This is a genomic window from Lentisphaerota bacterium, from assembly GCA_016873675.1.
In the GTDB taxonomy this organism is placed as follows: domain Bacteria; phylum Verrucomicrobiota; class Kiritimatiellia; order RFP12; family JAAYNR01; genus VGWG01.
Genome location: VGWG01000037.1, coordinates 1 through 26,089, shown reverse-complemented (window position 1 = coordinate 26,089; position 26,089 = coordinate 1). Strand labels below are relative to the sequence as shown.

Annotated in this window: 22 protein-coding genes; 14 read left to right on the top strand and 8 right to left on the bottom strand. The window is 63.0% G+C overall.

Features of this window, described 5'->3' with window-relative positions; translation table 11 throughout:
- Nucleotides 1-1,350: 1,350 nt before the first annotated feature.
- The 7 genes from FJ222_06565 to FJ222_06535 all read left to right on the top strand — a co-directional run bounded on the left by FJ222_06565 (nucleotide 1,351) and on the right by FJ222_06535 (nucleotide 7,774).
- Nucleotides 1,351-3,105 (top strand): hypothetical protein, encoded by a 1,755-nt coding sequence (locus tag FJ222_06565; protein ID MBM4164086.1) that lies wholly within the window; start codon nucleotides 1,351-1,353, stop codon nucleotides 3,103-3,105.
- A gap of 28 nt (nucleotides 3,106-3,133) precedes the next feature.
- Nucleotides 3,134-3,649 (top strand): hypothetical protein, encoded by a 516-nt coding sequence (locus FJ222_06560; GenBank protein MBM4164085.1) that lies wholly within the window; start codon nucleotides 3,134-3,136, stop codon nucleotides 3,647-3,649.
- Between the two features lie 302 nt (nucleotides 3,650-3,951).
- Entirely contained in the window at nucleotides 3,952-4,296 is a 345-nt protein-coding gene (locus FJ222_06555; GenBank protein MBM4164084.1) for a hypothetical protein, read from the top strand.
- Nucleotides 4,290-4,643 carry an IS66 family insertion sequence element accessory protein TnpB gene (gene tnpB, locus FJ222_06550; GenBank protein MBM4164083.1) on the top strand — a complete coding sequence of 118 codons (354 nt, stop codon included), beginning with the start codon at nucleotides 4,290-4,292 and terminating at the stop codon, nucleotides 4,641-4,643. Before FJ222_06555 ends, tnpB begins: the two co-directional genes overlap by 7 nt.
- A 79-nt stretch (nucleotides 4,644-4,722) precedes the next feature.
- Nucleotides 4,723-6,282, top strand: coding sequence for an IS66 family transposase (locus FJ222_06545; GenBank protein MBM4164082.1), 1,560 nt, complete (start codon nucleotides 4,723-4,725; stop codon nucleotides 6,280-6,282).
- 42 nt (nucleotides 6,283-6,324) lie between these two features.
- Nucleotides 6,325-6,792, top strand: a complete 468-nt coding sequence (locus tag FJ222_06540; GenBank protein ID MBM4164081.1) for a hypothetical protein — start codon at nucleotides 6,325-6,327, stop codon at nucleotides 6,790-6,792.
- 1 nt (nucleotide 6,793) lies between these two features.
- On the top strand, nucleotides 6,794-7,774 hold the full coding sequence (locus FJ222_06535) for a hypothetical protein (protein MBM4164080.1): 981 nt from the start codon (nucleotides 6,794-6,796) through the stop codon (nucleotides 7,772-7,774).
- A 331-nt stretch (nucleotides 7,775-8,105) separates the two neighbouring features.
- Here the strand turns inward: FJ222_06535 and FJ222_06530 are convergent, their stop codons facing one another.
- The gene (locus FJ222_06530) at nucleotides 8,106-10,325 is read right to left on the bottom strand and encodes a beta-glucosidase (protein MBM4164079.1); all 2,220 of its coding nucleotides are present in this window, start codon (nucleotides 10,323-10,325) and stop codon (nucleotides 8,106-8,108) included.
- Between the two features lie 313 nt (nucleotides 10,326-10,638).
- Between FJ222_06530 and FJ222_06525 the strand changes: the two genes are divergently transcribed.
- The 7 genes from FJ222_06525 (at nucleotide 10,639) to rpe (ending at nucleotide 18,837) form a co-directional block, all read left to right on the top strand.
- A complete protein-coding gene (locus FJ222_06525; GenBank protein MBM4164078.1) occupies nucleotides 10,639-11,709 on the top strand; it encodes a hypothetical protein in 1,071 nt (356 codons plus the stop codon).
- A 151-nt stretch (nucleotides 11,710-11,860) separates the two neighbouring features.
- Nucleotides 11,861-12,697, top strand: a complete 837-nt coding sequence (locus FJ222_06520; GenBank protein MBM4164077.1) for a hydrolase TatD — start codon at nucleotides 11,861-11,863, stop codon at nucleotides 12,695-12,697.
- The gene (locus tag FJ222_06515) at nucleotides 12,694-13,662 is read left to right on the top strand and encodes a hypothetical protein (protein ID MBM4164076.1); all 969 of its coding nucleotides are present in this window, start codon (nucleotides 12,694-12,696) and stop codon (nucleotides 13,660-13,662) included. Before FJ222_06520 ends, FJ222_06515 begins: the two co-directional genes overlap by 4 nt.
- Nucleotides 13,663-13,665: 3 nt before the next feature.
- On the top strand, nucleotides 13,666-14,985 hold the full coding sequence (locus FJ222_06510) for an alkaline phosphatase family protein (protein MBM4164075.1): 1,320 nt from the start codon (nucleotides 13,666-13,668) through the stop codon (nucleotides 14,983-14,985).
- A 35-nt stretch (nucleotides 14,986-15,020) separates the two neighbouring features.
- A complete protein-coding gene (locus FJ222_06505) occupies nucleotides 15,021-16,205 on the top strand; it encodes a 3-dehydroquinate synthase (protein MBM4164074.1) in 1,185 nt (394 codons plus the stop codon).
- Entirely contained in the window at nucleotides 16,202-17,413 is a 1,212-nt protein-coding gene (locus FJ222_06500) for a TIM barrel protein (protein MBM4164073.1), read from the top strand. Before FJ222_06505 ends, FJ222_06500 begins: the two co-directional genes overlap by 4 nt.
- A gap of 701 nt (nucleotides 17,414-18,114) precedes the next feature.
- A complete protein-coding gene (gene rpe / locus FJ222_06495; GenBank protein MBM4164072.1) occupies nucleotides 18,115-18,837 on the top strand; it encodes a ribulose-phosphate 3-epimerase in 723 nt (240 codons plus the stop codon).
- 39 nt (nucleotides 18,838-18,876) lie between these two features.
- On the opposite strand, the gene FJ222_06490 is transcribed toward rpe, so the two are convergent.
- From FJ222_06490 to FJ222_06460, 7 genes are all read right to left on the bottom strand, one after another.
- A complete protein-coding gene (locus tag FJ222_06490; GenBank protein MBM4164071.1) occupies nucleotides 18,877-19,434 on the bottom strand; it encodes a DJ-1/PfpI family protein in 558 nt (185 codons plus the stop codon).
- Between the two features lie 34 nt (nucleotides 19,435-19,468).
- Nucleotides 19,469-22,126 carry a hypothetical protein gene (locus tag FJ222_06485; protein MBM4164070.1) on the bottom strand — a complete coding sequence of 886 codons (2,658 nt, stop codon included), beginning with the start codon at nucleotides 22,124-22,126 and terminating at the stop codon, nucleotides 19,469-19,471.
- 23 nt (nucleotides 22,127-22,149) lie between these two features.
- Nucleotides 22,150-22,821: a (d)CMP kinase gene (gene cmk, locus FJ222_06480; GenBank protein ID MBM4164069.1), complete on the bottom strand. Its 672-nt coding sequence runs from the start codon at nucleotides 22,819-22,821 to the stop codon at nucleotides 22,150-22,152.
- On the bottom strand, nucleotides 22,818-23,666 hold the full coding sequence (gene scpB, locus FJ222_06475) for an SMC-Scp complex subunit ScpB (GenBank protein MBM4164068.1): 849 nt from the start codon (nucleotides 23,664-23,666) through the stop codon (nucleotides 22,818-22,820). The genes cmk and scpB overlap by 4 nt, the downstream gene beginning before the upstream one ends.
- Entirely contained in the window at nucleotides 23,653-24,468 is an 816-nt protein-coding gene (locus FJ222_06470) for a chromosome segregation protein ScpA (protein ID MBM4164067.1), read from the bottom strand. Before FJ222_06470 ends, scpB begins: the two co-directional genes overlap by 14 nt.
- A gap of 35 nt (nucleotides 24,469-24,503) precedes the next feature.
- Nucleotides 24,504-25,466: a tryptophan--tRNA ligase gene (gene trpS / locus FJ222_06465; GenBank protein ID MBM4164066.1), complete on the bottom strand. Its 963-nt coding sequence runs from the start codon at nucleotides 25,464-25,466 to the stop codon at nucleotides 24,504-24,506.
- Between the two features lie 148 nt (nucleotides 25,467-25,614).
- On the bottom strand, nucleotides 25,615-26,089 hold a 475-nt coding region (locus tag FJ222_06460; GenBank protein MBM4164065.1), incomplete at its 5' end, for an inositol monophosphatase.

Here is a 26,089-nt window from a genome sequence, read left to right as displayed (position 1 = left end):
GCAGATGATCACGCTGAAAGCCGTCGGCGTGAACGAGCCCATGAAGACCCGGCTGAACTGGGACAGCAGCAAGATCGAAATCTGGACAGCGACAAATGGCGGGATTCAAGTCTTGAGCCCCACCAACTACTCCCCGGCATCGTCCATGCCCACGCAACTCTGGGTTAAGGGTGTTTCAGTCAGCGCCACCGGCCCCACAAAAGACGCCATTGGCAACTGGACGAACTGCGGCCCTGAACACATTACTCTGGAGGCCATCAACAACGGCGCCGATCCCACCACACCCGGGACGTACTATGACCGGGTTGCGTTCACGGTCTACCAGGTCGATTCCATCACAGTCACCCCCAAGAATGCATCAACCGGATATGTGTCTTCAGTTGGCGTGAGCATAGGCGCTGGCGGATTCGCCTCGGCCGCCCATCAGGCGGACGTGGAAATCAAGGTGTTGCCAGCGATGGCCAACATTTCGGTGGAGGTCAGTTTGGTCAATGGTCGAGGACATGAGGTTGGCCGGGATGCAAAATTGGAGATGGGGAGCTTGACCGCCACAGCGGATGTGGCTGCGGTGAAAGTAGCCACGGCCGCTGGGGGCGTCATTAGCGGCGTAATGACATCGAGCGATGTGCTGTCCGACGGCATTCTCAATCCGAAATGCACCATTCATACGATCCACGTGGATTCGGATGTCGCCTTTATCTGGGATACCGTGAGCGAGGAGGGCGAATGGACATTTTCTCCCGATGCATTGCCAGTGCCAGGGGTGCTGACTAATTTTCTGACCTTGCGTCATCACCGGGACGATACGACCAACGCACCTTCGGAACCCTTCGACAACCATGACATCACCTTCTTTGTGACCCAAGTGCAATTTTCCAGCAATGGTGTCCTGACAACGCTGGAGAATACTCCTGCTGCCCCCATGGACCTGAGTTCTTGGGCGTACTTCTCTTCCATGTCATATATCACCCCGTCCAATGGCCTGGTGGAAGCCCCCTTGATCGTGGAGGATAATCCGGCTTTGGAGAGCATACAAATTACCGCTTACGACTGGAGCGTTTGGCTGGCGTCCGCTGTTCCGCCCCCCCTGCGCCAGTGCCAATCGCTCCCGGTAGCCCAATCAATGGGGGTGGGGTTGCGTTAGCCAGCACCAAAGCCGCTGGTGCAGCCGCTCCTAATGATCCGGCCAACAGGGACATCCAGAGCGCGAACACCGAGCATCCGACTTCAACTATCATCAACCAAGGTAACTGGATTAAGCCATTTTTCGTTCGCATTCCCGGGCAAATACCTGTCACAACAAATATGCCATCGCTCACCGGGTATTATGGCGCGAATGTTGGAATATACTTGGGAACCAATGATGTGAGCGACGTGAGTGTAAAGGTTGTTCATTCAAACACCTCCCATCAAGTGGCTTCAGCCGGTGACGCCTGGTGGCATTGGACAAAGGGGCCTGTATTTCCAGCCCCAACCAATAACTATGCCAACTCCTTCAATGTATATTTCGCAGGCAACCCGACGCTGAATCGATTCGTCAATTATGTGGCTGTTCCCCACACGGCGGGTGTATTTCAATTGTCCTTAATAGTTGGAACGCAGACCGTGGACGTTGTAAACATCACGGCGGTGGATGCGCGCCTGTGTTTTCCGGGTCCGAGCGTTCCTGTAATCCTGACGAACAATGGCATACATACGGCCATTGTCCCCGTTGGAAGATCGGTGGATTGGAGTGTCACTCCTCCCAGTCTCAACATGCAATGGACGCAACCGCCGGTTACGCTCAGTTCGACAAGCCTTAGCGCCACGAACGAGACAGAAGGGCTGTTACTCGGGGTTTATTCCAACAATCTGATCTGTACGTCTTTTAAGGTCGTTGCAAATGTTTCGGGTTCTGGTTATCTATGGTCTAAACAGCCACTCCCGACCGATCCTGCCGGACCTCAGATCGGGCGGAGAGGCGAACTTGTCGACCCCTGGTATATGATCTGTCCGGACGTGAAGATCGCGAAACCATCCGGCCCGTTACCGGCGGACGGCGAAGCCGGAGCCGGCGCTGACATCGCCACGCATCCGCTGTACGTCTTTGATCATGCGAACCCCGGCCAGTGCAAAGTCACGGTCGAGACTTCCCGTCTGCTAGGTCTGGCTCCCGCCACCCGGCAGTTGGTCTGGGATCGGCTGATTTGGCGGATGCCGGCGGTCGGCAATGTGACACCCCTGACGAATGCCTGCGCGCCGGTGCCTAACCAGCCGTGGGCCACCAACTTCCTGTACGCCACCATGCCTAACAACAACAGCGCTTTTGGTAACACCAACGTCTGGCTCGGATTCACCCAGCGCGTCGACTGGTGCTGGAGCACGAATGTCCAGTTCCGCTTCGCCCGCACCGGAACCAATGCCGCCGCCAGAGTGATCGCGGCGGGTACACTCGCGCCCGCTTACGTCGCCGCCGGCAACCCCAACTGGTACGTCTACTGGCAGCAGGTGGCGAATGGGTTTTCAGGTAGCGGGAGTGGGCCATTCGGGCCGCAGACAACGAAGATGTATTACAACAGCGCCATTGTTGGGGATGGAGGTCAAGCGGGAGACTATGTGCCTACCGCGTGGTCTCCGACATGGAAGGATCAGATACGTATTTTCGATACGAATAGTGCAAATATTGTTGCGTGCATTAAGACAATTCACCACGAGAACGGACATCACCAGTCGCATGATCTGTCGCCAAGTCAGGGTGGTTTTGGGACGGGATCGGGGATTGTGTGGACCTGGGAAAGCGATAGAGATGTTGATTTCATTAATGACCTCTGGGAGACGAACGCGGCCCCTGGGTATTTACTGGGGTTCCGCATTACCTCGTATACAAATACTGCAGCCGTCAGTTCCAACCAAGTCTGGCGCGGCAATTGGGATCACGGGTGGACGAATGCCACGGGATACGGAAGTTGTACGAATCCGCCGCCTTACCCTGATCCCGGGCCCTACTGTAACCCAGACGGCTATAATCCGGATACGGGTAGCGGGCTCTGCGTTCGGAACGAAAGTCACGTATTCGAGAGGGCTGAACCGATCCGTCTGAAGGACTGGTCTTTCAAGGGGCCGTGAGCCCCCAGCACCGATAATGGAGCTATTTATGAAACTATATTTAGGAGTGGTGTTGGCGATTGTAGGCTGTGTGGTTGCGGTTATAGGGGGGCGTATGTACTATTCGCAACACTACCTGCCGATTCGAGCTGTGCAGATGATCGTGCGATTACTGGACGAGGGAACCAGGGATAGTGTAAACCGAGGGGCAATGCTGGTAACGGGCAGGACGGTTGTACGATATCCGGATGGGACCGAAGGGATGGAATCTGATCCCAATAGACCTAAAATAGTGGGCGAGGGTGCGAAGAAAGTGAAGCAATCCTTGTTGCGAGCCATGGAAAAGGAGACCGATCCGGTCACGCTGCGTTGTTTACTTATTTGCGTGGGTACTTCAGCAGAAGAGGGCACAATTGTTTTTCGCGACGAGAAGGAGTGGACCATCATAGCGGCTGCGGCAAAGCGACAGAATGCGGATCCTTTGCAACCGGTGCATTTCTTCGTAACAAAAGACACTAACGGCGTGACCGTGTTGGGCTTGGGTTCAACGCTCGCAATACCGTAATCGGTCAACTCGTTGATGCTTTGTGTGATAAGGCGTTAGTTGTGGGAAGCGCTTTGATCTCGCCAAGACGCAAAGTACGCAAAGGAATGGATTCTGGAGCCTCTTGGCGATCTTGGCGTCTTTGCGAGAAAAAATGCGAGCCGGACACCGAGGTTCCTTGCGGCGGTGGCTTTCGGGAATGCTCTCCTACACATCATCCTCAACACACACCATGAAACATAATCGCCTTCTACCATTCGTATTGTAAGCGGCGTACCTTTGACAGACTAGCCGTGTTTTGAGCGCCGTGCTATAACACCGGCATGAACACACAAATCGCGAAGACGGACAAGCTTGGGCGCAAGCGTTATCTCGAAAGCGAGCGCCGGGAACTGATACGCCAATACCGCGGGAGCGGAATAACGCAGGCGGCGTTCTGCCGGGCCAACGGACTGAAGGCCGTGACGCTTTCGAAGTGGCTGCGTGCGCGTGGCGAGCGGGGGCGGAGCCTCAGCGCAGGCGGGTTCGCCGAGGTCGAGATCCAGCCGCCGGTCGTCAGCGACTTGGCGGTGGAAGTCATCCGTCCCGACGGGAGGGTGTTCCGCTTCAGAAACCTCCGGGCGACCGGAGACCATGCCGCGTTCATCCGCCGGGTGGCGTCATGCTGAACGTCACGGGCGGGCTCAAGGTCTATCTGGCGGTCGAGCCGGCGGACATGCGAAAAGGTTTCGGCGGGCTGTACGCGCTGGCGTCGGAGAAGATGAGGGAGGACCCACGTCAGGGGGCGCTGTTCGTCTTCACGAACAGGGACAGGAACCGGGTCAAGCTGCTGCACTTCGACGGCACCGGCCTGTGGGTCTGCGTCAAGCGGCTTGAGAAGGGCACGTTCTCCTGGCCGGCCGGGGTGGACGTCGAAAACGGCAAGCTGAGGCTGGGGGCCGAGGCTTTGGCGCTGCTCTTGGACGGGGTGGATCTCAAGGGCGCGAGGATGAGGCCGTGGTATCAGCGTGAATGACATAAAAAGCCAATAAAATCGCTATTTTTACGCATTTTACCGTAGCGTTTTTTCAGACGTTCTGCTATAATACGCAGCAGTGAAAGATGAGACCATCACACTATCGAAAGAAGAGTACGGGAAGCTGCTTGAGCTCGCCCGCCTACTCGCGGTCCTCGTCACTGAAAACGGGCGGCTCGTCTCCGAAAACGAACGGCTCGGGGCGGAGAACAAGCTTCTGCGCGACAAGGTCGACCTGCTCATCAGGCGCGTGTTCGGCAGCTCCAGCGAGAAGCTTGACTCCAACCAGATGCTGCTGGAGTTGGGCGCTGGCGAGGAGCCGGGCTTCGACGAGGAGCCCGCCGCAGGAGAGGACGCGGTGCCCGCCCCCAGGAAAAAGCGCACGGCCAAACGGGACCGCCTGCCCGACGATCTGCCGGAAGAGCGGACCGTCATCGACCCGCCTGAGGTCACGGCCTGCCCGGAAGAGTGGCGCCTGATCGGTTCCGAGGAGACCGTTAAACTCGACGTCGAGCCGATGCGCTTCAAGAAGGTCGTCATCGAGCGCCGCAAATACGTGCGCCGGGCCGGTGGCGGAGCGCCCATCGTCGCGCCCGCCCCCGAACAGCTCATCCCCGGCAGCTTCGCCTCCGCGTCGCTGCTCGCCCATATCAACACCGGCAAGTTCGCCGACCACCAGCCGCTGTACCGGCAGGAGCAGATCTACGCTCGGGAAGGTATCCTCCTTTCGCGCAAGACGATGTGCGTCTGGGTCTGGAGGACGGCGAACTGGCTGCGGGTCATTTACGAACAGCTTCGGCTGGAGGTCCTGGAGGCAGATTACCTTCAGGTCGACGAAACCCCGGTCGGATATATCTGCCCGGGGCACGGTAAAACCAAGAAAGGCTACCTCTGGGTCTATCTGGCCCCGGGCCGGGGCGTGTACTTCGAGTGGCACGCGGGCCGCGGCGCGAAATGCCTTGAGGACATGCTCGGCTGCTTCGACGGGACCGTTCAGACCGACGGCTACATCGCGTACGAGAGCCACAACAAGGCGCGCCCAGAGGGCGGCAAGCTCAAGCTCGGCAACTGCTGGGCGCACGCCCGCCGCGGCTTCCACAAGGCGCAGGACGAGTCGGCCCTCGCCAAGGCCGTGCTCACGGACATCCAGTCGCTTTACAGGGTCGAGGCGGAACTGAGGGAATCCGGGGCCGACGCGCAACAGCGCGAAGCCCGGCGCAGGGCCGAAAGCGCGCCCATGCTCACCGCGCTGAAAAGCAAGCTCGAAGCCCAGCGCCCGCACCACCTCCCCCAAAGCCTGACCGGCAAAGCGATCTCCTACGCGCTGGACCGCTGGGAAGGACTAACGATGTATGTCGGCAACGGGGAAATGGAGATCGACAACAACCTCGTCGAGAACGCGATCCGGCCCAGCGCGATCGGAAAAAAGAACTGGCTGTTCTTCGGCTCCGAAAGCGGCGGCTGGCAGAACGCCGTGATGTACACGGTCGTTCAGAACTGCAAGATGCACGGGATCAACCCTGAAGAGTACCTCAAGGACGTGCTCAGTCGCCTGCCGCACATCAAGGCCGACGAGGCTCGAAAACTCACCCCGGCTAAGTGGCTGGCGGCGCGGACGTCGGCATCACGTATCGCCTGATCCCGCCGTGTCAAGACGGTCAAAGTTAAGCCGCTTACGATCATGAAACACACAGATCGTTATCTGGCTTATGTGGGGGTGCTTTGCGGGCTGGGGGCGCTGGCGCTGGCGATTCACGAGCGGGGGCCAGCGGCGGCGACAGCGGATGCGGAGGCCTCGCCCCTCCGTTCGGCTGTTGAGGCGCTGGCCCCCACCCATGGACCGGTGCCCTCGACGGTGGTGGCGAGCAGGCTGCGGCAGGATTTGAGGCTGGAAGAGACGCAGGCCGCCACGCTGGAGCAGGTGATGGAGACGTGTGACGCGGACTTACGAAGCGCGCAGCAGCAATCCGACGCGCTGTGGCGCAGTCGCTTGGACCAGCGGGCGCGGCGTGATGCCTATGACGCATTGACCGCTATTCTGACGCGCGAACAACAGACAGACTTCAAGGCGTGGCTGCAGGTGCCTGCGCACACGAACATGGCAGGCTGGTTCGCATGTCCCACGGATTGTGGGTGCGGAGGGAGTTGATATGCCGAAGACGGAAACGAATCAGCCACGCCAGAAGCCGGATCGCGTGGTCCTTGCGCTGGTGGCGCTGACGTGTGGGCTTGTGGCGGCGGCTGTCATCATACGACGGGCACCGCGCGAGCGGACTGCCACAGCGTCTGCTTCTCCTGCCACGCGCCCTGCGGTCGAGGGTGCGCCCGCGTCGGTGAATCGGCCTGAGCCGTCGAAACAGGAGGCGCCCGACACGGGGGCGGGCGTTCGATCCCACCCGGTCTACACGAATGTCAGCCCCATGCTGAAGAATTTTGCGGATCGGACCTCAAAAGAGCGGGTGACTCCCGATTTTGAGGCGCGGGTGGAGCGGGTTCAGAGTGAGGCGGACATGGCGGCTGTAGTCGCGATTCTCAAGGACACCACCGATTCCGATACCGTTCGCAATGAGGCCTCCAAACTGCTGGCCCGATCGGGTTATCCGCAGTTGATAGCGGACCTCATCGCCATTCTCATGGACCCGGCGGAAGGGTCGCGCTTCCGGTCATTCTGTGTCCAGGCTCTCTCAGAGAACCACGCGGCGGCGGACGACCAGCAGAAGCAGCTCGTGGAGACGGTGCTTCAGGAGCGGTTGGGCGATCCGGATGTGGCGGTTCAACGCGAAGCCTTGCTGGGGCTGGTGCGGCTGGGGCATCCGGCGGGCAAGAAGACGGCGGAACACTGGCTGACGGATCCAGCGGCCAGCAACCTTCGGGACCTGGCGATCCGCTGCATGGCCACGCTGAATCTGCGGGAAAGCATCCCGGAGATTCGGGGGTATCTGCGTGACACGAACGAGGTCATCCGGATCGCCGCCATCGTCGCGCTGAGCGAGTGGGGAGATCTCGAAAGCCGAAGCGCCTTTGAAGAGGCGTCCCGCTTCCCGCACGAACGGATCCAGCGCGCAGGCAAGGTCGCCCTTGCCAAACTCGACCGGCTGGAAAAAGCTCCTGCCGCCCAGCCCGCCCCGTAGCGCATGAGAAAAGCTGAAAACGGAAAGCTGAAAGGGTCTGTGTCCGGAAATGCGCGAAGCGCGAGGTAGGGCGCGGCGTCCCTGCCGCGCCGCGTGATCATGATGAATGCCACAGGGAATGCGCGTGTGTGGGTATGTGGGTGTGTGTGTTTGTGGGTGCGTGTGTCTGCGCACCGCGCGGGTAGGGCGTCGGCGTCTCGCCGCGCCGCGTGATCATGATTAATGCCACAGGGAATGCGCGTGTGTGGGTATGTGAATCGGGGTCGGGGTCGATATCGGTATCGGGGTCGAATAACACAGGCGGTTAAGCGTATCCGAGTAAGGGTGGCGGCTACGTGTGGGCGCCGATCATGAAGCGGACGGTTTTCAGATCGCTGTCTTTGGAGCTGCCGCCGACGAGGAGTTCGAAAGCACCAGGCTCGACGACCCGTTCGCAGCGAGCGTTGAGGATGGCAAAGCGCTCGCCGGGGATCTCGAAGGTGATGCGCCTGCTCTCGCCCGACTTCAGGGCGACCTTACGGAAGGCGACCAGATTCTTGCGCGGCCAGGTCACGGAGGAGACCACGTCGCGCATATAGACCTGCACCGTCTCGACGCCGTCGCGATCACCGGTGTTGCGGACCTCGACGGAGAGTCTGACCGTCTCGCCGGGCGCGTAGGACGCCTGTGAGACTTCCGTGCCGTAGTAGCCGAAGGTGGTGTACGTGAGGCCGAAGCCGAAGGGGTAGAGTCCGAAGAACCCCTTCCCGGGGAGGTCGGGGTAGTCCTGGTGGTGCGCGCCCGCCGTCTGGTTATAGAAGACCGGCTGCTGGCCGACGTGGCAGGGGAAGGAGAGGGTCAGGCGGCCCTGCGGGGCGACGCTGCCGGCGATGATCTTGGCAAGCGCCACGCCGCCCTCCATCCCGGGGTTGAAGGCACACAGGACGGCGTCGGCTTTGGCGTCGACCTCGGGGATGGCCAGCGGCTTGGAGGCGATGAAGACCACCACCAGCGGCGTGCCGGTCGCGGCCAAGGCCTCGACGAGCGCCTTCTGGCCACCTTGGAGTTCGAGCGTCGCTGTGCTCTTGCATTCGCCCGTGCAGTGCAACTGGTCGCCCAAGGCGAGCACCACCACGTCGGACGCCTCCGCCAGGCGCACGGCTTGGGCGATCTTGTGCAGGCCCGGCTCGCGGACGCCGCAACCGGCCGCGTAGCGAACTTCGGCATCGGCACCGAACTGGGCGATGAGGCCGTCCAGCAGCGTCTTGGTTATAGCGCGGTCGTGCTTGCGCATCCGGCCCTGGCCCTGGCCCGCGCCGAGCGACCAGTCGCCCAGTTGTTCGAGGTCGTTGTCGGCGTTGGGCCCGATCACAGCGATGGTGCGGGTGATGTCGCGCCGCAATGGCAGGATGCCGGTGTTCTTGAGCAGCACGGCCGACTCCTCGGCGGCCTGCAGGGCGAGGGCGCGGTGAGCGTTGCAGCCGATCACGGCCTTGGCCTTGGCCTTGTCCATGCGGCGGGGATTCTCGAAAAGGCCCAGCCTGAACTTCAGGCGGAGGATGCGGGCGACCGCCTCGTCGACGAGCGCCGCCGGGATCGCGCCGGACTCCAGCCCGCGCAGTGCCGCCTCGTAGAACTCTGGAGTCGTCATGATCATGTCATTACCGGCGTGGACGGCGCGGGTCGTGGCCTCGTCGAAATCGGCGGCGACGAACTGCTCCCGGATCATGCGGCTGACGTTGGCCCAGTCGGTCACGACCAGCGCGTCGGAGCGCCACTCGTGGCGCAGAACCGTGCGCAGCAGCCACGGGTTGCAGGTGCAGGGGGTGCCGTCGATCACCTGATAGGCGGTCATGTAGGTGGCGCAGCCGGCCTTGGCGGCCTCGGCGAACGGCGGCAGGAAGAGGCTGCGCATCTTGCGCTCGGAGTGGTCCGACTCCGACGCCTCACGGCCGCCCTGGGTGTCGCCGTAGCCGGCGTAGTGCTTGGCGCAGGCCGCGACCGACTCCGGGTGCGCCAGGTCGTCGCCCTGGTAGCCGCGGACCATGGCCGCGCCGAAAAGCCCGATCAGATAGGGATCCTCGCCGAAAGTCTCGTCGACGCGTCCCCAGCGGAGGTCGCGCGGCAGGCAGAGAACTGGGCTGAAGGTCCAGGCGCAGCAGGTATAGGCCATCTCCCGGGCCGTGGCGCGAGCCACGCGCTGGCACAATGCTTCGTCCCAGGCGCAAGCGAGCGCCAATGCGCTGGGGAAAATCGTGGCGTTGTGCTGCATCGAGTGGCCGTGGATGGCGTCGATCGCCACCAGCAGCGGGATGCCGAGGCGAGTCTGCTCGCACGCCAGACGCTGCAGCTCGTCGGCATCCTCGTCCACGCCGCAGAGGATGCTTCCGAGCCCCTTGGCGACCACGGCCTCGCGCAGGTCACCGAACACCGGCCACTGGCACATCTGGCCTACTTTCTCAGCAGGGGTCATGCGGTCCAACAAGTCGGTCACCCGAGCGTCGAGGGAGAGGACAGGATCTCGGAAGGGGAGGGGATCGGTGGGTTTTACGGGGGGTCGCTTGGTTGCCATGGCGGTCTCTTTCGTTGGAGGTGTCACACGAAAACGCCGCAAGTATACCACCACGCCGCCCGCTTGTCCCGCCCGGCCATCGTTACGTTGGGTCAGATTGGCACCCCCGTTGACATCCCCCTGATCCGCGCGGGCCTAACCGATCCCACCCAACCGCGCGGTGAAAATGGCTGGCGAGGCGGTGGAGAAGGTATGGGGCCAGTGTTTGAAGGACCGGTCAATGGACCTCTGATAGGCCTCTATCCAGTGTTTGTCAAGCGTGCCAAATTATGCTTTACTGGGGGTGTTCCGCAATTCAGTTGGATGGCGCATTATGAAATTGACAAAGATACCGGAAGACACCCTCTTGCCACTGCTTCGCGACTTATCTTTGCTGGTTGGTCAGGCGGGACTTTACGGCCCGACTCATAACGTGACGCTGGTTTCCGCGCGCGCCGCGTTTCCTGTGCTGGAACGGTTGGTCGGCGAGCATGGGGCGATCGAGATCACACTTCGAGATCGGACACTTCTGATCAACGGCGAGGTATCGAGTGCCGGAAGTGGCTTGGCCCGAAATCTGCCGGAACGGATGGTGCTCCACAAGGTCGAGGGGATCGCCTTTCTCTCGCCTGCAAACTGGGACGAGTTTCTAAAGTTTGTGACGCTGTTCGGCACGGGGCCCATGACTCTGGCCGCCGACGGCGGCTTCGAAAACGTGATGAAACTGGCCCACCTGCGTAGCGTGCAAGTGGTGAACGTGCAGTACCGTCGCATCACCGGTCCACAGGCCGCCACACCAGACCCGGGGCGTCCGACCAAACCGCGCGCCCCCCGTCGAACGAGCGCGAGAATCCTGGCTGACTTGCTGGGGCTATCCGCTCTTCCGGAGAAGAACGACGCAGCCGACGAGGGCATGCTCCCCGGCCAGACAGAAGAAGCCCGCCAAATGGCCATCGCCGTGCGTCGGCAGCGATCCGTCGCACTGGCGGCGATGCTCCGGCAAGCCGCCACGGTGCTGGAGCAGCACGACACCGTCATCGAAGACCGGAACGAGGATATCGTGGCGGCGTTCAATCAGATACGCGAGCTGCTTTCCTCCATGACGACGGATGCCGAGCAGGGAATCCGGTCGTTGGCCGGTCAGGTCAACGCCGACCGCAAAACCATTGCCAGCATCGAAAGTGCGGCGCGGCGCAACGGCATCGGACTGCAGCTTACCCGCGAGGAACTCGTGACGCGCTATGCCGAACTTAGCCAGGAGATCACCCAGCCGCTCACCGTTTCTTCCGGCGTGATCGAGATGCTCAATTCCGGATGCGCCGGGAATCTGACCCCATCTCAGCGCGAACTCGTGAAGATGGCGGCTGAGAGCGTCGAGCGGTCAACACCCTCGTCAACCATCTGATACAGATATCGGGCATGCCGGACACCCTCAAGCCGGACCCGCAGATTCTGAAAGAGGCCTACAGGGGTCCTGTCAGACTGTGAACTTTTTTCTCGGTCGCTTCGTTTAAGCGCATGGGTTATACTTTTTTCCGCCTGAACGGAGAGTGATCGTGATTATCGAGCCCCATATCCACATGTATTCGCGCACCACGGACGACTATCAGGCCCTATACGGCGCCGGAATACGGGTCTGCGTCGAACCGTCGTTCTGGCTGGGCAGTGACCGGCGCTACGCCGGGACGTTTTTCGACTACTTCAAGCTCGTCCTCGATTTCGAGACTGTGCGGGCGCGGCGGTTTGGCGTGGATCACTACGCTGCCATCGGCTACAATCCCAAAGAGGCCGGGAACACGAAGCTGGTCAACGAGGTCCTGGCCGGAATGGGCGAGTATCTCGATCATGAGAGGTGCGTGGCCCTCGGAGAAATCGGCTTCGACCGAATCAGCGACGCCGAGGAGTATGCCCTGCTGCGGCAGCTCGATATCGCGCAGGCCCGCAACCTGCCCGTGATTGTTCACCTGCCTCATGTCAACAAGCCTGAGGGCATCAAACGGACCGTGGCGTGTCTGCGCAAAGCCGGCATGGACGAACGCAGGGTCTACCTGGATCACAACACCGAGGAGACGATCGATCTGGCCATCAACGAAACCAGATGTTTCTGCGGCCTGACGGTCTATCCCTTCTCGAAACTAAACCCCGCGCGGGTCAGCGACATCGTCCGGCGCGTCGGCAGCGAGCGCATCATCGTTAGCGGTTCGGCGGATTGGGGCGTCTCCGATCCGTTGAGCCTGATCAAGGTGGTCGATCATATGCAGGCGGACGGTCACGACGAGCAGACCCTTCATCGCTTGGTCTTCGCCAACGCGATGGCGTTTTACTCCCAATCTCCGGCCTGGCGGCCCCGCTTCGATCTCGCGCCGGTCGATCCACGCGAGTTCCAGCGATGAGCGGTCCGGACCACTCCGCCCCGGTGCGGCACGCGGGGTGGGCGTTGCTGCGGCCGCCCAATCTGCTGACGGTGCCCGGTGACCCCGTGGCCGGCTTTCTGCTGGCTTCGGCGGCCGGTTTTTCGACGACGGCGCTGGAGTCCGGATGCGCCCTGTGGGGAGTTGTGATTCCCGCTTGGGCGCGCGCGGGCGTTGCGGCGGCATCCGCGCTGCTGATTTACGCGCACGGGCTGATTGGGAACGATCTCTTCGACCAAGCCGAGGATCGGCGCGAGCGGCCTGACCGGCCGCTCCCCTCGGGTGCAATCCGGCCGCGCACGGCGATTATTCTCTTTTTAATGACGGCTGCGGCGGGCATCGCGGTCGCGGGGTTCAACGGTTGGGCCGGCTTGGGCACCGTGGCGCTTTTGACAGCGACCGTGCTGCTGTACAACAGCGTGATGAAGCGCTTCCGAATCCTCGGTCCATTATTCATGGGCGGCTGCCGGGCGCTGAGCCTGTTGACGGGCGCTGTCGCGGCCGGATGGCGGGGTGAGCTGTCGGCGCCCGTGATCGCGTCGGCCGGGTTGCTCGGGCTTTACGTGGCCGCTGTGACGGCCATCGCCCGGAACGAGACCCGCGCGATGGAGCTGGGTGTTCGCCGCTGGCTGCCCGCTCTCGTTCTCGCGGCGGGATTTGGCGTCGTGGGCTGGGCCGCGCGTCGGGCGGGAATCGGGGCTTGGCCGTTGGCGTTCGCGCTCGGTGCGCCGATGGCCGTCTGGGCGGGTTTGGCCGGGCATCGTCTGGCCGGCCGGCCGACGCCGGGCGGGGTGCAGGGGGCCGTCGGCCGATGGCTGCGGGGCCTCCTGTTCATGCAGGTCTGCCTCGCCGCAATCGGCTGGGGCGGACTGGCCGTTCCGGGTGCGGTCGGTCTGACGCTCTGGGCCTTCCAGCGCCGTCTCGCTCGACGATTTTATTGCACATGATGAATGACGGATAACCGGAGTTTCGCCATGTCACCGTTCGGAAAAAAAGTGTTGATTATTCAAGTGGCCGCGCTGTCGCATGAGGCTTCGCGAGGCCTCGCTATCGGCCTCGACTTTCAGGCCGGGAAAACCGTTTTCCCGGCCGTGACCTGCACGGTCCAAGCGAGCTTCCGCACCGCCGCGCTGCCGGCGGAGCATGGCATGATCGCCAATGGGCGCTTCGACCGCACGTTACGCCGGGTCTCGCTCTGGGAACAATCATCGGCGCTGGTGGCCGGGGACAGCTTGTGGAGGGGATTCCGCAGCGCAGGCGGCACTGTGGCCCAGCTCTTCTGTCAGCAGAGCTTGGGCGGGGATGCCGACATCCTGCTCTCGCCCGCGCCGATCCACAAGAGCCATGGCGGAATGATTGAGGACTGCTACTGCCGCCCGGATGGCGTGTACCGGAAACTCTGCAGCCGCATCGGACGGCCCTTCCGGTTGCACCACTACTGGGGGCCGCTCGCATCAGCCAAGGTGGGCGACTGGATCGCCGCAGCCACCGCCGAGATCCTGGCCGATCCGATGCTGACCCCAGGGGTGTGCGTGACCTATCTGCCATCGCTGGACTACGATTTTCAACGCTACGGGCCCCATCATGCCAGAAGCAAGCGGGCGATCGAGACGCTGCAAGGGCAGTTGCGCGCGCTCCTGGCCGCCGCGCAAAAGAACGGTTATGAGACCGTGATTTTCGGCGACTATGCGATTGTCGATTGCACTGGAGCGGCGGTGCTGCCCAACCGCATCCTGCACGAGCACGGGCTGATGAAAACGCGCAACGTGAAGGGGCGACTCTATGCGGACTTTCACGCCTCGCGCGCCTTTGCGCTGGTGGATCACGAAGTGGCGCATATCCATGTTGCGGACCCCTCCGATATCGCGCGGGTCCGCGAGATCCTGCTTGCCGCCGACGGCGTGGAGCGGGTGCTGGATGCGGCGGCGCAAGCCGAGCTCGGTATGCGGCATGCGAATAGCGGCGAGCTGGTCGCCGTGGCCCGATCCGGACGCTGGTTCGCCTACCCCTGGTGGACGGATCTCCGGAACGCGCCGGACTATGCCGGTCATGTGGACATCCACAACAAACCCGGCTTCGATCCGTGTGAATTGTTCTTCTCGTGGTGTCCGCCCGGCGTGTGCCGCGACACGAGCCGCATTCGAGGCACGCACGGGCGTGTCGGCAAGGGTCGGGAAATAGCCATCGCCTCCACGATTCCCGCCTTGGCCGGTTCAGGCGGCATTGTCGAGCTGGCTTGCGGGGTGAGACGGTATCTGGAATCGGCATGAACGGCACGCGATCGGGGTATGCGAGGGAGAGCACGATGAGCGATCAGGTTGCGACAAGGTGTGACGATGTTTATCATCAACGGTTCACGGTCACGTTTGACTATCCCGTGCATTTCACCCGCGGCGTTTTCTCGCAGCAGAACGGCACGCTGAGGCGTGTGATCGGCCCACGAGGCGATGCGTCGGCTAACAGAATCTGGGTGTGCATCGACAGCGGCCTCGCCCGGGCCTGGCCGGATCTTGCGCAAACCGCCGAGGCTTATGTGCGCAGCCAGGCCGACAGCCTCGTGCAGGCGGGGCCGCCGGTGATCCTGCCCGGCGGCGAAGCGGCGAAGGAGGGCTGGGGGGCTGTCCACGATACGCTCGCGCTTATCGGGCGGCTGCGACTCGACCGCCACAGTTGCGTGATCGGCGTGGGCGGAGGGGCCATGCTCGACATGCTGGGGCTGGCCGTTTCGCTGGCGCATCGCGGGTTGAGATTTGTGCGCATCCCCACCACAACACTGGCGCAGTGCGACGCCGGCATCGGCGTCAAGAACGGTATTGACGATAACGGAACGAAAAACTTCGCGGGGACCTTCGCCCCGCCCTTCGGCGTCATCGCCGATTTCGATTTTCTCAGGACACTCGCGCCGCGTGACTGGATCGGCGGCCTGGCCGAGGCGTTCAAGGTGGCAATGATTCGAGATGCCCCGTTCTTCGATTACCTCTGCGATCACGCGCGCGCAGTCGCCGCGCGCGACGCTGCGACCCTGGAGGTGGTGATTCGGCGATGCGCCGCGCTGCACCTTGACCAGATCCGGCAGGGGGGCGACCCGTTTGAGACCGGATCGGCCCGTCCTCTGGATTTCGGGCACTGGTCCGCGCACCAGATCGAGTGCATGAGTCATTACCGCATCGGTCATGGCCAAGCCGTGGCGATCGGCCTCGCGATCGACGCCCACATCGCCATGCAGACCGGGCTGGTGGCTGACGGCGATTTCGCGCGCCTCGTGACGGGGCTGACCGATGGAGGCTTGCCGCTGTGGGATTCCTGCATCGAGGCGCGCAATGCGTCCGGGGAATTGCTCCTGCTGGCGGGGCTTGAACGCTTCCGCGAACATCTGGGCGGGGAGCTGAACATCACCTTGCCGGTCGGCATCGGGGCCAAACGGGAAGTGCATGTTTTGGACGCAGGTCACATCGAAACCGCGATTCATGCTTTAAGGATACCCTCATGAGAGTGCAGAGCAATCCCCCCCTCCACCTAACCTACTGTCTGAATGTCCATCCCGGCGAGACCTGGGAGGAAAACTTCGCCGCCGTGCGGGACCAGGCCCTGCGCATCAAACAGCTCGTGGGCAGACCCGGACCGTTCGGTCTGGGCTTGAGACTGAGCTGGACGGCCGCGCAGACCCTTGCCGTTCCCGCCCGGCTCGACGCGTTCCGAGCGTTCTGCCGTGCCAACGATCTTTACGTCTTCACCATCAACGGCTTTCCGTACGGCCGTTTTCATGGCGGGCCCGTGAAAACGAATGTCTACCGGCCGGACTGGCGGCAGCGCGAGCGGCTTGACTATACGAATCTGCTGACGGATCTTCTGGCGGCGCTGCTGCCCGAAGGGGTGCGCGGCACCATTTCCACCGTGCCCGGCTCGTACAAGCCGTGGATCACGACCCGCGCCGATGTCCAATCACTGGTGGCCAACATTGCCGATGCCGCCGCCCACGCGGCCGACACCCTGGCCAGCACGGGCAAGTCTATCGCAATCGCGCTCGAGCCCGAACCCGACTGCCTGATCGAGAACACCCATGAAACGATCCATTTCTTCACAGGGCCTTTGCGGGAATGGGGTATCGCCCACCTGCGCGCGCAGCGCGGGATGAGCGCGGAAGCCGCCGAGGCGACGCTGGCGCGGCATGTCGGCGTGTGTTTCGACACGGTTCATATGGCCGTCGCGTTCGAGGATCTGGCGGACAGTCTCGACCGCTTGAGCGCCGCCGGGGTGCCCGTGAGCAAGATTCACCTCGGCGCAGCGTTGGGCGTTCGCGACGGGGCGGATGCGCCTGCCGCCTTGCGGAACTTTTGCGAGGACGTCTATCTCCATCAGACGCGGCGGCAATCGCCTGACGGTTCCGAACAGGCGTTTGCCGATCTGCCCGAGGCGCTGGCCGCGCCCGTTCCTCCGGATGCGTGCTGGCGGGTACACTTCCACGTGCCGCTTTTCTTTGAGGGATCGGGCGATCTGCGCTCCACGCAGTCCCTGCTCACCCCGCGCTTTGCCCAGCTTGTCGCCGCAGGCGCCACAGAGCAAGTGGAGATGGAGACCTACACGTACGGCGTGCTTCCCCCCGATCTGGCGACCGGAGACTTGGCCGAATCCATCGCCCGCGAATACCGGTGGGTGTTGTCGCATCTCCTGGGCGGACGCCAGCCTGAGCTCACGTGACTAAGACCCGCTGGGCGGCTTCCCCGTCCGCCCCCACGAGTAGCCGCAGGGAGAATGGGGGGCGATGAGATCGCGGTCCGCAATATCCCGGGGATCAATAGGGAATTTGCTGCAATTCGATGTGCGAAAATGATACGATCGGCAAGCTGGCAGCCCCTTGTCCTCAAAATAGAAGATGCATTTCACGACCAGGCGGCAACACGCGCCACATCGCAGGCACGCACCTGATCGCTGCGCCAGGCTGGCGCGCACATAGCCCGGACGGAATACGTTCAGAAACAACCGGCGGGGCGTGCCCCAAAACAGTCTCAGTTTGGTCCAGATCCGCAACAGGATAGTAGATACGTTCATAAAACAATTTTTCTTAAAAACGGCATTTCACGCGACACAGGCACGCGCCTGCAGAGATCGCTCAGAAGAGACGCTTACGTGCGGGTAAGGATGTCAGAAGGGGCAGAAAGTGTCAAGTGCGCCAACGGTTCAGTTCCGATCACGCGGTGCAGATGGCCGCCTGAACGCTCATTTGAATCGTCGCGAAACAATGCGCTGCAATGAGTTGCAAGGGCCATTAATATGAATCAGAACGTGGACAAATGCGCTGAAATGTGTTTTACTGATGACACGTGTTTTCCAAGAGGCCGGGTGCCACTCAGAAAACACTGGGCGACGGAGCGTGTGAACGCTGCCCCCCACTCAATCTTATGAATGCCAGAAACCTCCACATTCTTCCCTCTCTGCTGGCCGCCGATTATGGATATCTTGCCGAGGCGTGCCGACTGGCTGAGGTGTCTGGAGCCGATGCCCTGCACCTCGATTTGATGGACGGCCATTTTGTGCCGAACATCAGCTTCGGCCCCGACATCGTCGCCATGGCGCGCCGGAACTGCAGCCTGCCCCTCAATGTCCATCTGATGTTCACGCATCCCGACCTGTATGCGGCGCGCGTCATCGCTGCCGGCGCCGATACGGTGCTCTTCCATGTGGAGGTGGACCGGCCGATCAGCGACCTGCTAGAAACAATCCGCGCGGCGGGGGTCCGGCCGGGTCTGACGCTCAATCCCGCCACGCCCGCCACGTCCGTCTTTCCCTATCTCGCCCGCTGCGGGCAGGTCCTGTGCATGACGGTCGAGCCGGGCTACGGCGGGCAGCCGTTCATGGAATCGGTTCTGTCCAAGATCACCGAGATCCGGTGCGAGGCCGACCGCATCGGCAACCCCGGTCTCTCCATCATGGTGGACGGTGGCGTGACGGTGCAGACCGCGCCGCGCTGCACGGCAGCCGGCGCCGACGCCCTCGTGGCTGGCAGCGCGCTCTACGGCGCGCCCGACATGGCCTCAGCCATTCGCGACATGCGTGCCGTTGCTGCTCCCCCGCAACAGCGGATCTTGGACCGGCGGGGGCGTGAAGGGAACGGCGCGCAATGAAGGCATGCGTTTGTTGCGCCACGCGGGGGTGCCCCGGCTTCAGGACTGTTGGCGCAGGCACAGGCCAGCCGCGACCTGGGCGGCTGTGGCAGCGCCAGCCAAGCGTTCGACGAGCGCCAGCGCAAATTCAAAGCTGGTGCCGGGCCCCTGACTGGTGATTACATTGCCGTCCGCAACGACCGGCGCCTGGGATGTGTAGCGGGTGCCTGCCAAACCCTTCTCGCAACCGGGGTAGCAGGTGAAGGCGTGGCCAGCGAGGATGCCGGCTGCGGCCAGCACGGCCGGGGCGGCGCAGATGGCGCCGATGGTCTTGCCCTGCGTGTGGAAGGCGCGTACGGCGTTGAGGACGCGCGTGTCGGCCTTAAGCCGTGCCGTTCCCGGCCCGCCGCCTGGCAGCACGAGCGCGTCGCAAGCGTCCAGATCGACCTCCTGCCACAGCGTCTCGGCGACGAGGACCACGTTGCGCGAGGCGGTGACGCTCCGGGTCTCGCCTGTCGCGGCGATTGTCACCGCAATCCCCGCGCGGCGCAGGAGGTCAATCACGACCACCGCTTCACTCTCTTCAAACCCCTCGGCCAGCGGCATCAGCACGTTCATGTCACACGTCCTTTTTCTTTCCACAGATCGGGATTTACTGCTCGCCGCAGGCCAAGATATCCAGCACCTCGTGAGTGGTTTTGGCGACGAGGAGTTTGGCGCGGCCTTCACGGTCGAGCGCGCGCATGACGGCGCCCACCAGCCGGGTATAGTCCGTGCTGACCGACGGGGGAACGAGGGTGAGCACCAGGATGTGGGAAGGGGCGCCGTCCAGAGACTCATACTCAACGCCAGCACGACTGATGCCCACCGCGCATACCAGACGGGACACCGCTTCGGTGCGGGCGTGGGGGAGGGCCACGCCATGCTCCATGCCGGTGGACATTTTGCGCTCGCGCGCCAACACTGCCGCTCGCGCGTCATCCATCGACGTCACCGCTCCACTGCGCGCGCAGAGCGCGAGCAGGCGCTCGATGACCTCTTCTTTGCTGCCCGATCCGATGTCCAGTGAGACGTTCTGCCATTGCAGGCAGGCGAGTGCAGGGGGCACCTTCCGTTTGCTGGAGGCGCTGCCCGTCGAGTTGGACGACAGCACCGCGAGCATCTCCTCCGAGGTGTCGCAGGTCAGCAGAGCCGCCCGCCCCTGATCGTTGAGCGTCTGGCTGATCAGCGAAATGAACTGGAGTTGCGGGGCGGAGACGTTTTGCGGGGCCAGAACGAGAATGACAATGCGCGTCGGCACGCCGTCCATCGAACCGAAGTCGATCCCTTCGGGTTTGAGCCCGATCGCGCAGACAAGCCGATCAACCGCATCGGTGCGCCCGTGCGGGATTGCAATGCCATGTTCCAGCCCTGTGGAGAGATTCTGTTCGCGAGCGAACACGGCGCGGCGGGCCTCATGCCGGTCGTGAATGAGGTCGTTCTCGTACAACACATCGAGGAGTTCCTCGATCGCCCCGGTCTTGGTGTCGGAGAGCAGCCGAGGACGGAGCACCTCAGGAGAAAGGAACGCGCGCAGCGTGTTGCCGGTGTCCGGCGGGCTGTCGGACGGCGTGAGCTGCAGTTGCCGTTGCAGCGCCACCGGATCGAGATCCCGCCGCACGTCACGCAAATTCTGCTCGATGCCGGCGGCAATCTCCACCATGACCGTGTTGATCAGATTGCGCTCGTGGGACGTGCACGTGAACACCAGCGTGGGGCCGGTCTGTTGGAGCGTGACGACAAAATCCTCGCGTGTAAACCGGTACAGACGCTCGCGGCGGTTGAGCACGTAAACCGAAAAACCGTCGCTCTCAAATACTTCGAGCAGACGACGGACAATCAACAGGGCGCTGTCGGCGGTGGTCATCACGAAGGAGATTCGCACCTGCTCGTCGAGGGTGAAGCCTTTGCAGAAGCCGGGTCCGCCGCGTTTGAAGACCGCCTCGGTCAGCTTGGGCAGGAGCAGTCCACTGACCACGAGCAGCACGACCAGCGCCACCAGCACGGGGGCGGGCATGATTCCGGCCGCGATCGCCAGCATCGCCATGGCGAGCGTTGCCTCGCCGCGGGGCATGGATACGATGCCCACACGCAAGCACCCTGCGGCTGTCAGCCGGGCCGGGAGCGCGGCCAGCCCACATGCGGTCAACTTGGCCACCAACGCAACGCCGACAAAGGCCAGCACAAACAACACAACCCGGTGATCGGCCAGCAGGCCCAGATTCACCTGCGTGCCCACCAGTGCGAAGCAAGCCGGAACCAGCGCCAGATGGACAAACTCAAATCGCTCATGAATGTAGTGTCGCAAATCGGTCGTGGAGAAGACGACGCCCATCACACACGCGCCCAGGAGCGGGGAGAGGCCGAAATAGCCGGTCAGTCCGGCTGCCACCAGCACACAGGCCGCCGTGGCGGCGATCGAACCGTGACCATTGCCGTCGCGCAGCGTCGACCGAGCCACCTTCCGCGCGATAAGCAGGCCGAGCGCGGCCAGCAGGCTTGCAGCCAGCACGACGCGCACCACGCCTGTCGCGATCATGGTATCCGTGGCCGGTCTTCCTGCCGCGACGGCTTCCACGACACCCGCGCCGACGGCCAGCAGCAGGATGCCGACGAGACCGTCAACCACCGCGCCGGAAAGCGACACCACCCCTTCGGGCGTCTCCAGTCGCTGCGTGCCGGCCAGCATCCGGGCCAGAATGCCGACGGAGGTGACGCTGGCTACCACGCCAGCGCCAAAGGGGCCTGGTTCGTACCAGGCCAGAATGCGGCCCTCGCCGAACAGCCAGGGGGAAACGGCTGCGGTCAGTCCCGAGACCGCCGCGAACGAGGCCACGCCGCCACTCACGCCGACCAGTGCGCCCGCCAGCGCATAGCGCCGGATCAGGCGAATGTCCGTGTCGAGGCCGATCAAGAAGACCAGCACGGTGAGCACGACCAGCACGAGGCCAAACAACGGGCTTTGACAGCTCAGGATCGCCCAAACGCCCTGCATGGGGCCGTCAGGAAAACCTGGGACAGCCACGCCGCCAAGCAGGTGGGGGCCGATGATCACGCCCGAGAGCAATTCGCCCAGCACGCTGGGCAGCCGCCACCGTTTGAACAGCATGCCGCCGAGACGCGCCGCCAGAACGAGCACACCGAGTTGCAAAATCAACACCGCCATCGGCTTGAGCGAAACCAAGGTCGAGGCCGATTCAGTCGTCTGCGCCCAAGCCTGATGGGCCTGCAGGACCAGCGCCAACGATACCCAATAGGTTGCTTTTCTCATGGGAACACTCCATCGTTTGCGCGCTACCGCCACGCGACAGGCAACTCCGCGATCACGCGATTCACCACCTGATCGAGCGTCAGATCCGAGGTGTCGATCCGCAGGACCCCTGGCGCGAGCACGAGTGGGGCCACGGCGCGAGTGCTGTCAATGTGGTCGCGGTTGAGGAGCGAAGCCCGGATTTCCTCCTCGGTCTGGGTGGCGATCCCCTTGGCGATTTCCTCGCGGTGGCGGCGGATCGCGCGGACCGAGGGGTCGGCGTCGAGATAGAAACGCGCCGGGGTGTCGGGGAAGACCACAGAGGTGATGTCGCGCCCCTCGACGATCAGATCGCCCAGCGTGCGCAGGGATCGCAACCACGCGGTCACTTTGTTCCGGACGGCCTTCACCCGCGCGACCGGGCTGGCATGGCGGTTGATCTCAGCGGAACGAATCGCATCGCCGGGGGCCTTGCCGTCCACATAAAAGGCGACGGTGCCGCCCTCGGCGCGAAAGGCGACATCCACGTCTGCGGCGCACGCGGCGACCGCCGCCTCGTTAGACGTGTCAATCCCGGCGCGCAGCGCCTGCCAGGTCATGATGCGGTACAGCGCGCCGGAATCGACGTGCAGAAAAGCCCGATCACGGCCCACGCGCTTGGAGACCGACGATTTTCCCGAGCCGGCAGGTCCATCAATGGCGATCACTCGGTTCATGGCGCGCTCCCGTCCTGCTCGGCGTCCGCCGGCGTCTCAAACACGGGCTCCGCGTCGGCACCGGGATCCCCGCGTGGGCCGAGAATCTCGCGCACGGCCGCCTGGAGGTCACGGTCATCTGCGGCCGCCTCGGCCGGCGCGTTCGCCGCAGTAACGCCTGTCTGTTCATCCGGCGTGTTCGGTGCCGCAGCAGGCGTTCCAACGGGTTTGTCCGGTTGGATCTTGCGGTGAACCGCCCGCCGTTCAGCGGGCCGTGAACGCTGCAAGGTGGGATCCAGCGCGTTGAGATCCGCCAGGTTCTTCAATCCGAAGTGTTCGAGAAACGAAGCCGTGGTGCCGTACAGGAAGGGGCGTCCGGGCAGGTCGCTACGGCCGACGATGCGCACGAGGTGCAGTTCCATCAGCGCCTTGATGATGTGGTCGACGGCGACGCCGCGGACCGCCTCGATCTCAGACTTGGCGATCGGCTGCCGGTAGGCAATGATGGCCAGCGTCTCGAGCGCCGGGCGCGACAAGCGGCCCGGACGGTCGGCCTTGAGCATGTGGCGCAGCCAACGCCCCGTACAGGCCTGTGTTTGGAATCGGAAGCCCTCGCTCTGTTCGACCAGTTCAATGCCCAGGCCGAGGCGCGCCAGATCTTTGGCAATCCCCTCGACGGCGTCGCGCACATCGCGTGGCGCGGCGTCGGCAAAGACGCGCGTCTGATCATCGAGGGCGCCCACCTCCTGCAGGCAGACGCGGATCGACTCGATGGTGAGGGGCCGATTGCTGCCGAAGATCAACGCGCCGACAACTTGCTGCAAGCTCGATGCCAGGGCCATGCCCGGTGTGTCAGGATTCGACATGCGCGCCACCTCCGATCACCGGCGGCGGCAACGCGCCGTCAGACGCGTCATCTGAAACCCCGGTGATGATGATTTCATGAAAGGCCGCCTGCTGGCGCAGCGCGATCTGGCGCAGCCGCAGGAGTTCCAGCAGCGCCAGAAAGGTGACGATCACCTCGCTCCGCAGCGACTCCGGGCGGAACAGCCGTGAAAACGCCACCTCCCGTCGCTGGCGAGTCAGGGCGATGATCGCCTCCATCTTGTCCGGCACCGACCAGAGGATCGGCTCGATATACCCGAACGGTTCGGCCGGCACCCGAAGCAGCACCTCCTGAAAGGCGGTCAGGAGATCGAACAGGCCGATGTCGGCCAACATCTGCGCGCCGTCTTCCTGTTCACTCGCCGGATCATCGCCGCCGTAGCTGAAGATCTCGCTCTGAAGCGCTTCGCGAACCTGCAACTGGGCCGCCGCATCCTTGAACTTCTTGTACTCGATGAGTTGGCGGACCAAGTCCAGGCGCGGATCGATCCACTCCTCGGCGCCATCCTCGGAATCGCTGCGCCGTTGCTCGACCGGCAGCAGCATGCGGCTCTTGATCATCAGGAGCGTGGCGGCCATGACCAGGAATTCGCCGGCGATCCCCAGGTCGAGCATCCGCATCACGCCCAAATACTCCATGTACTGCGTCGTGATGCGCTCGATCGGGATGTCGTAGATATCCAGCTCGTCGCGGCGAATCAGGTAAAGCAGGAGATCCAGAGGCCCTTCAAACACCTCCAGCTCCACTTTGTACTCGCCCTGCTGCAATGTTTCGAGTGTCATCACGTCGTTACTCCGGGCAGTCACAGGTTTTGCCGCTACGCAATTCCTACGGCGGCGCGGGCGCGGTCAAGTGTCTGACGCGCCTCGGCACGCGCTTTTTCGGCGCCGAGGCGGAGCACCCCCTCGACGTAGCCGCGATCAGCGGCCAGTTCGTCGCGCCGTTTGCGAAACGGGGCGAACGTCGCCTCGAACGCCTCGAACAGCGCCTTCTTGGCATGACCATAGCCCATGCCGCCCGCGCGGTAAAGCTGCGCCAGAGCGTCGCGATCCGTCTCGCACACAAAGAGCTTGTAAAGGGCGAAGATTGTGCAGGTGTCTGGATTTTTGGGCGCCTCCAGCGGCGTGCTGTCGGTGACAATCTTCATGATCCGGCCCCGGGTTTCCTTGAGGTCGCCGAACAGCTCGATCGTATTGCCGTAGCTTTTAGACATCTTCTGTCCGTCCAGGCCGGGCACAACGGCGACCTCGTCGGCAATCACAGGGTCGGGAATGGTGAAGACGGCGCCGAACTGGTTGTTGAACTTGATGGCGATGTCGCGGGTCACCTCGACATGCTGCTTCTGATCGCGGCCGACCGGGACGAGGTTGGACTGGTAGATCAGGATGTCGGCGGCCATCAGCACCGGATAGGCGAAGAGCGCGTGAGAGGGGGCAAAGCCCTTGGCAAGCTTGTCTTTGTAGGAATGGCAGCGTTCAAGCAAACCGACGGGGGTGACGGTGGAGAGGAGCCAGGCCAGCTCGTGAACTTCAGGCACATCGCTTTGGCGGAAAAAGACTGCGCGAGACGGATCGAGCCCGCAGGCGAGGAAGTCGATCGCCACATCGAGCGTCCCCTGCCGCAATTGCTCCGGATCGTCCACCGTCGTGAGGGCGTGGTAATTGGCGATGAACAGGTAGGCCTCGCCCTTTTCCTGCAACCGCAGCGCCGGCCGCATCATGCCGAAATAATTTCCCAGATGCAACTTGCCCGAAGGCTGAATTCCCGAAAGAATGCGCATGTCTTCTCCTCACTCCGCATGATCGGCCTGCACCGGGACACCCGGGCCCAGCTCAGCTCATCCGATGAAAAGCGACGGGTATATTACTCCAGAGACGCATAAGAGACAAGCGCCCGGATTCAGCAGCAGGTTCGGCGTGGCCGGAGGGCTAGGTAAAGAGCGGTAGCAGGGCGTCACGGACGCGGCGTTGAATGAGTCCGTTGGAGGCGAGCACGGCCAGGCGATACGATCCGTATTCACGGAGCACGTCGCAGACCCCGCCGGCCCGCTCAACGATCAATCCCGCAGCGGCGATGTCCCAGATGTAGACACCCGGTTCGAAATAGGCTTCGGCCTTACCGGAGGCAACGAGACACAGGTCGAGGGCCGCAGCGCCGGTGATTCGCGCGCGCTGGGCGAGGGCGGCGACGGCGCGCATGAAACGGAACGAGTGTTCGCCGAGATCGGCTTTGTCGGCTCCGGTATGAATGAGCGACAGATGCGGCTCGGAGAGGGTGGAGACGCGCAGGCGCACGCCATTGCACAGGGACGGGCCGTCGGAGGAGGCTTCGAAGAGCCATCCGAACTCGGGGGCGAAGACCGCGCCTGCAACGGAACGTCCATTCACTTGCGCGGCGACCGAG

Coding starts and splice junctions, on each gene's coding strand:
- FJ222_06560 (MBM4164085.1), top strand. CDS start 3,134: ATGAAACTATATTTAGGAGTGGTGTTGGCGATTGTAGGCTGTGTGGTT.
- FJ222_06555 (MBM4164084.1), top strand. CDS start 3,952: ATGAACACACAAATCGCGAAGACGGACAAGCTTGGGCGCAAGCGTTAT.
- tnpB (MBM4164083.1), top strand. CDS start 4,290: ATGCTGAACGTCACGGGCGGGCTCAAGGTCTATCTGGCGGTCGAGCCG.
- FJ222_06540 (MBM4164081.1), top strand. CDS start 6,325: ATGAAACACACAGATCGTTATCTGGCTTATGTGGGGGTGCTTTGCGGG.
- FJ222_06535 (MBM4164080.1), top strand. CDS start 6,794: ATGCCGAAGACGGAAACGAATCAGCCACGCCAGAAGCCGGATCGCGTG.
- FJ222_06530 (MBM4164079.1), bottom strand. CDS start 10,325: ATGGCAACCAAGCGACCCCCCGTAAAACCCACCGATCCCCTCCCCTTC.
- FJ222_06525 (MBM4164078.1), top strand. CDS start 10,639: ATGAAATTGACAAAGATACCGGAAGACACCCTCTTGCCACTGCTTCGC.
- FJ222_06515 (MBM4164076.1), top strand. CDS start 12,694: ATGAGCGGTCCGGACCACTCCGCCCCGGTGCGGCACGCGGGGTGGGCG.
- FJ222_06510 (MBM4164075.1), top strand. CDS start 13,666: ATGACGGATAACCGGAGTTTCGCCATGTCACCGTTCGGAAAAAAAGTG.
- FJ222_06505 (MBM4164074.1), top strand. CDS start 15,021: ATGAGCGATCAGGTTGCGACAAGGTGTGACGATGTTTATCATCAACGG.
- FJ222_06500 (MBM4164073.1), top strand. CDS start 16,202: ATGAGAGTGCAGAGCAATCCCCCCCTCCACCTAACCTACTGTCTGAAT.
- rpe (MBM4164072.1), top strand. CDS start 18,115: ATGAATGCCAGAAACCTCCACATTCTTCCCTCTCTGCTGGCCGCCGAT.
- FJ222_06490 (MBM4164071.1), bottom strand. CDS start 19,434: ATGAACGTGCTGATGCCGCTGGCCGAGGGGTTTGAAGAGAGTGAAGCG.
- FJ222_06485 (MBM4164070.1), bottom strand. CDS start 22,126: ATGAGAAAAGCAACCTATTGGGTATCGTTGGCGCTGGTCCTGCAGGCC.
- cmk (MBM4164069.1), bottom strand. CDS start 22,821: ATGAACCGAGTGATCGCCATTGATGGACCTGCCGGCTCGGGAAAATCG.
- scpB (MBM4164068.1), bottom strand. CDS start 23,666: ATGTCGAATCCTGACACACCGGGCATGGCCCTGGCATCGAGCTTGCAG.
- FJ222_06470 (MBM4164067.1), bottom strand. CDS start 24,468: ATGACACTCGAAACATTGCAGCAGGGCGAGTACAAAGTGGAGCTGGAG.
- trpS (MBM4164066.1), bottom strand. CDS start 25,466: ATGCGCATTCTTTCGGGAATTCAGCCTTCGGGCAAGTTGCATCTGGGA.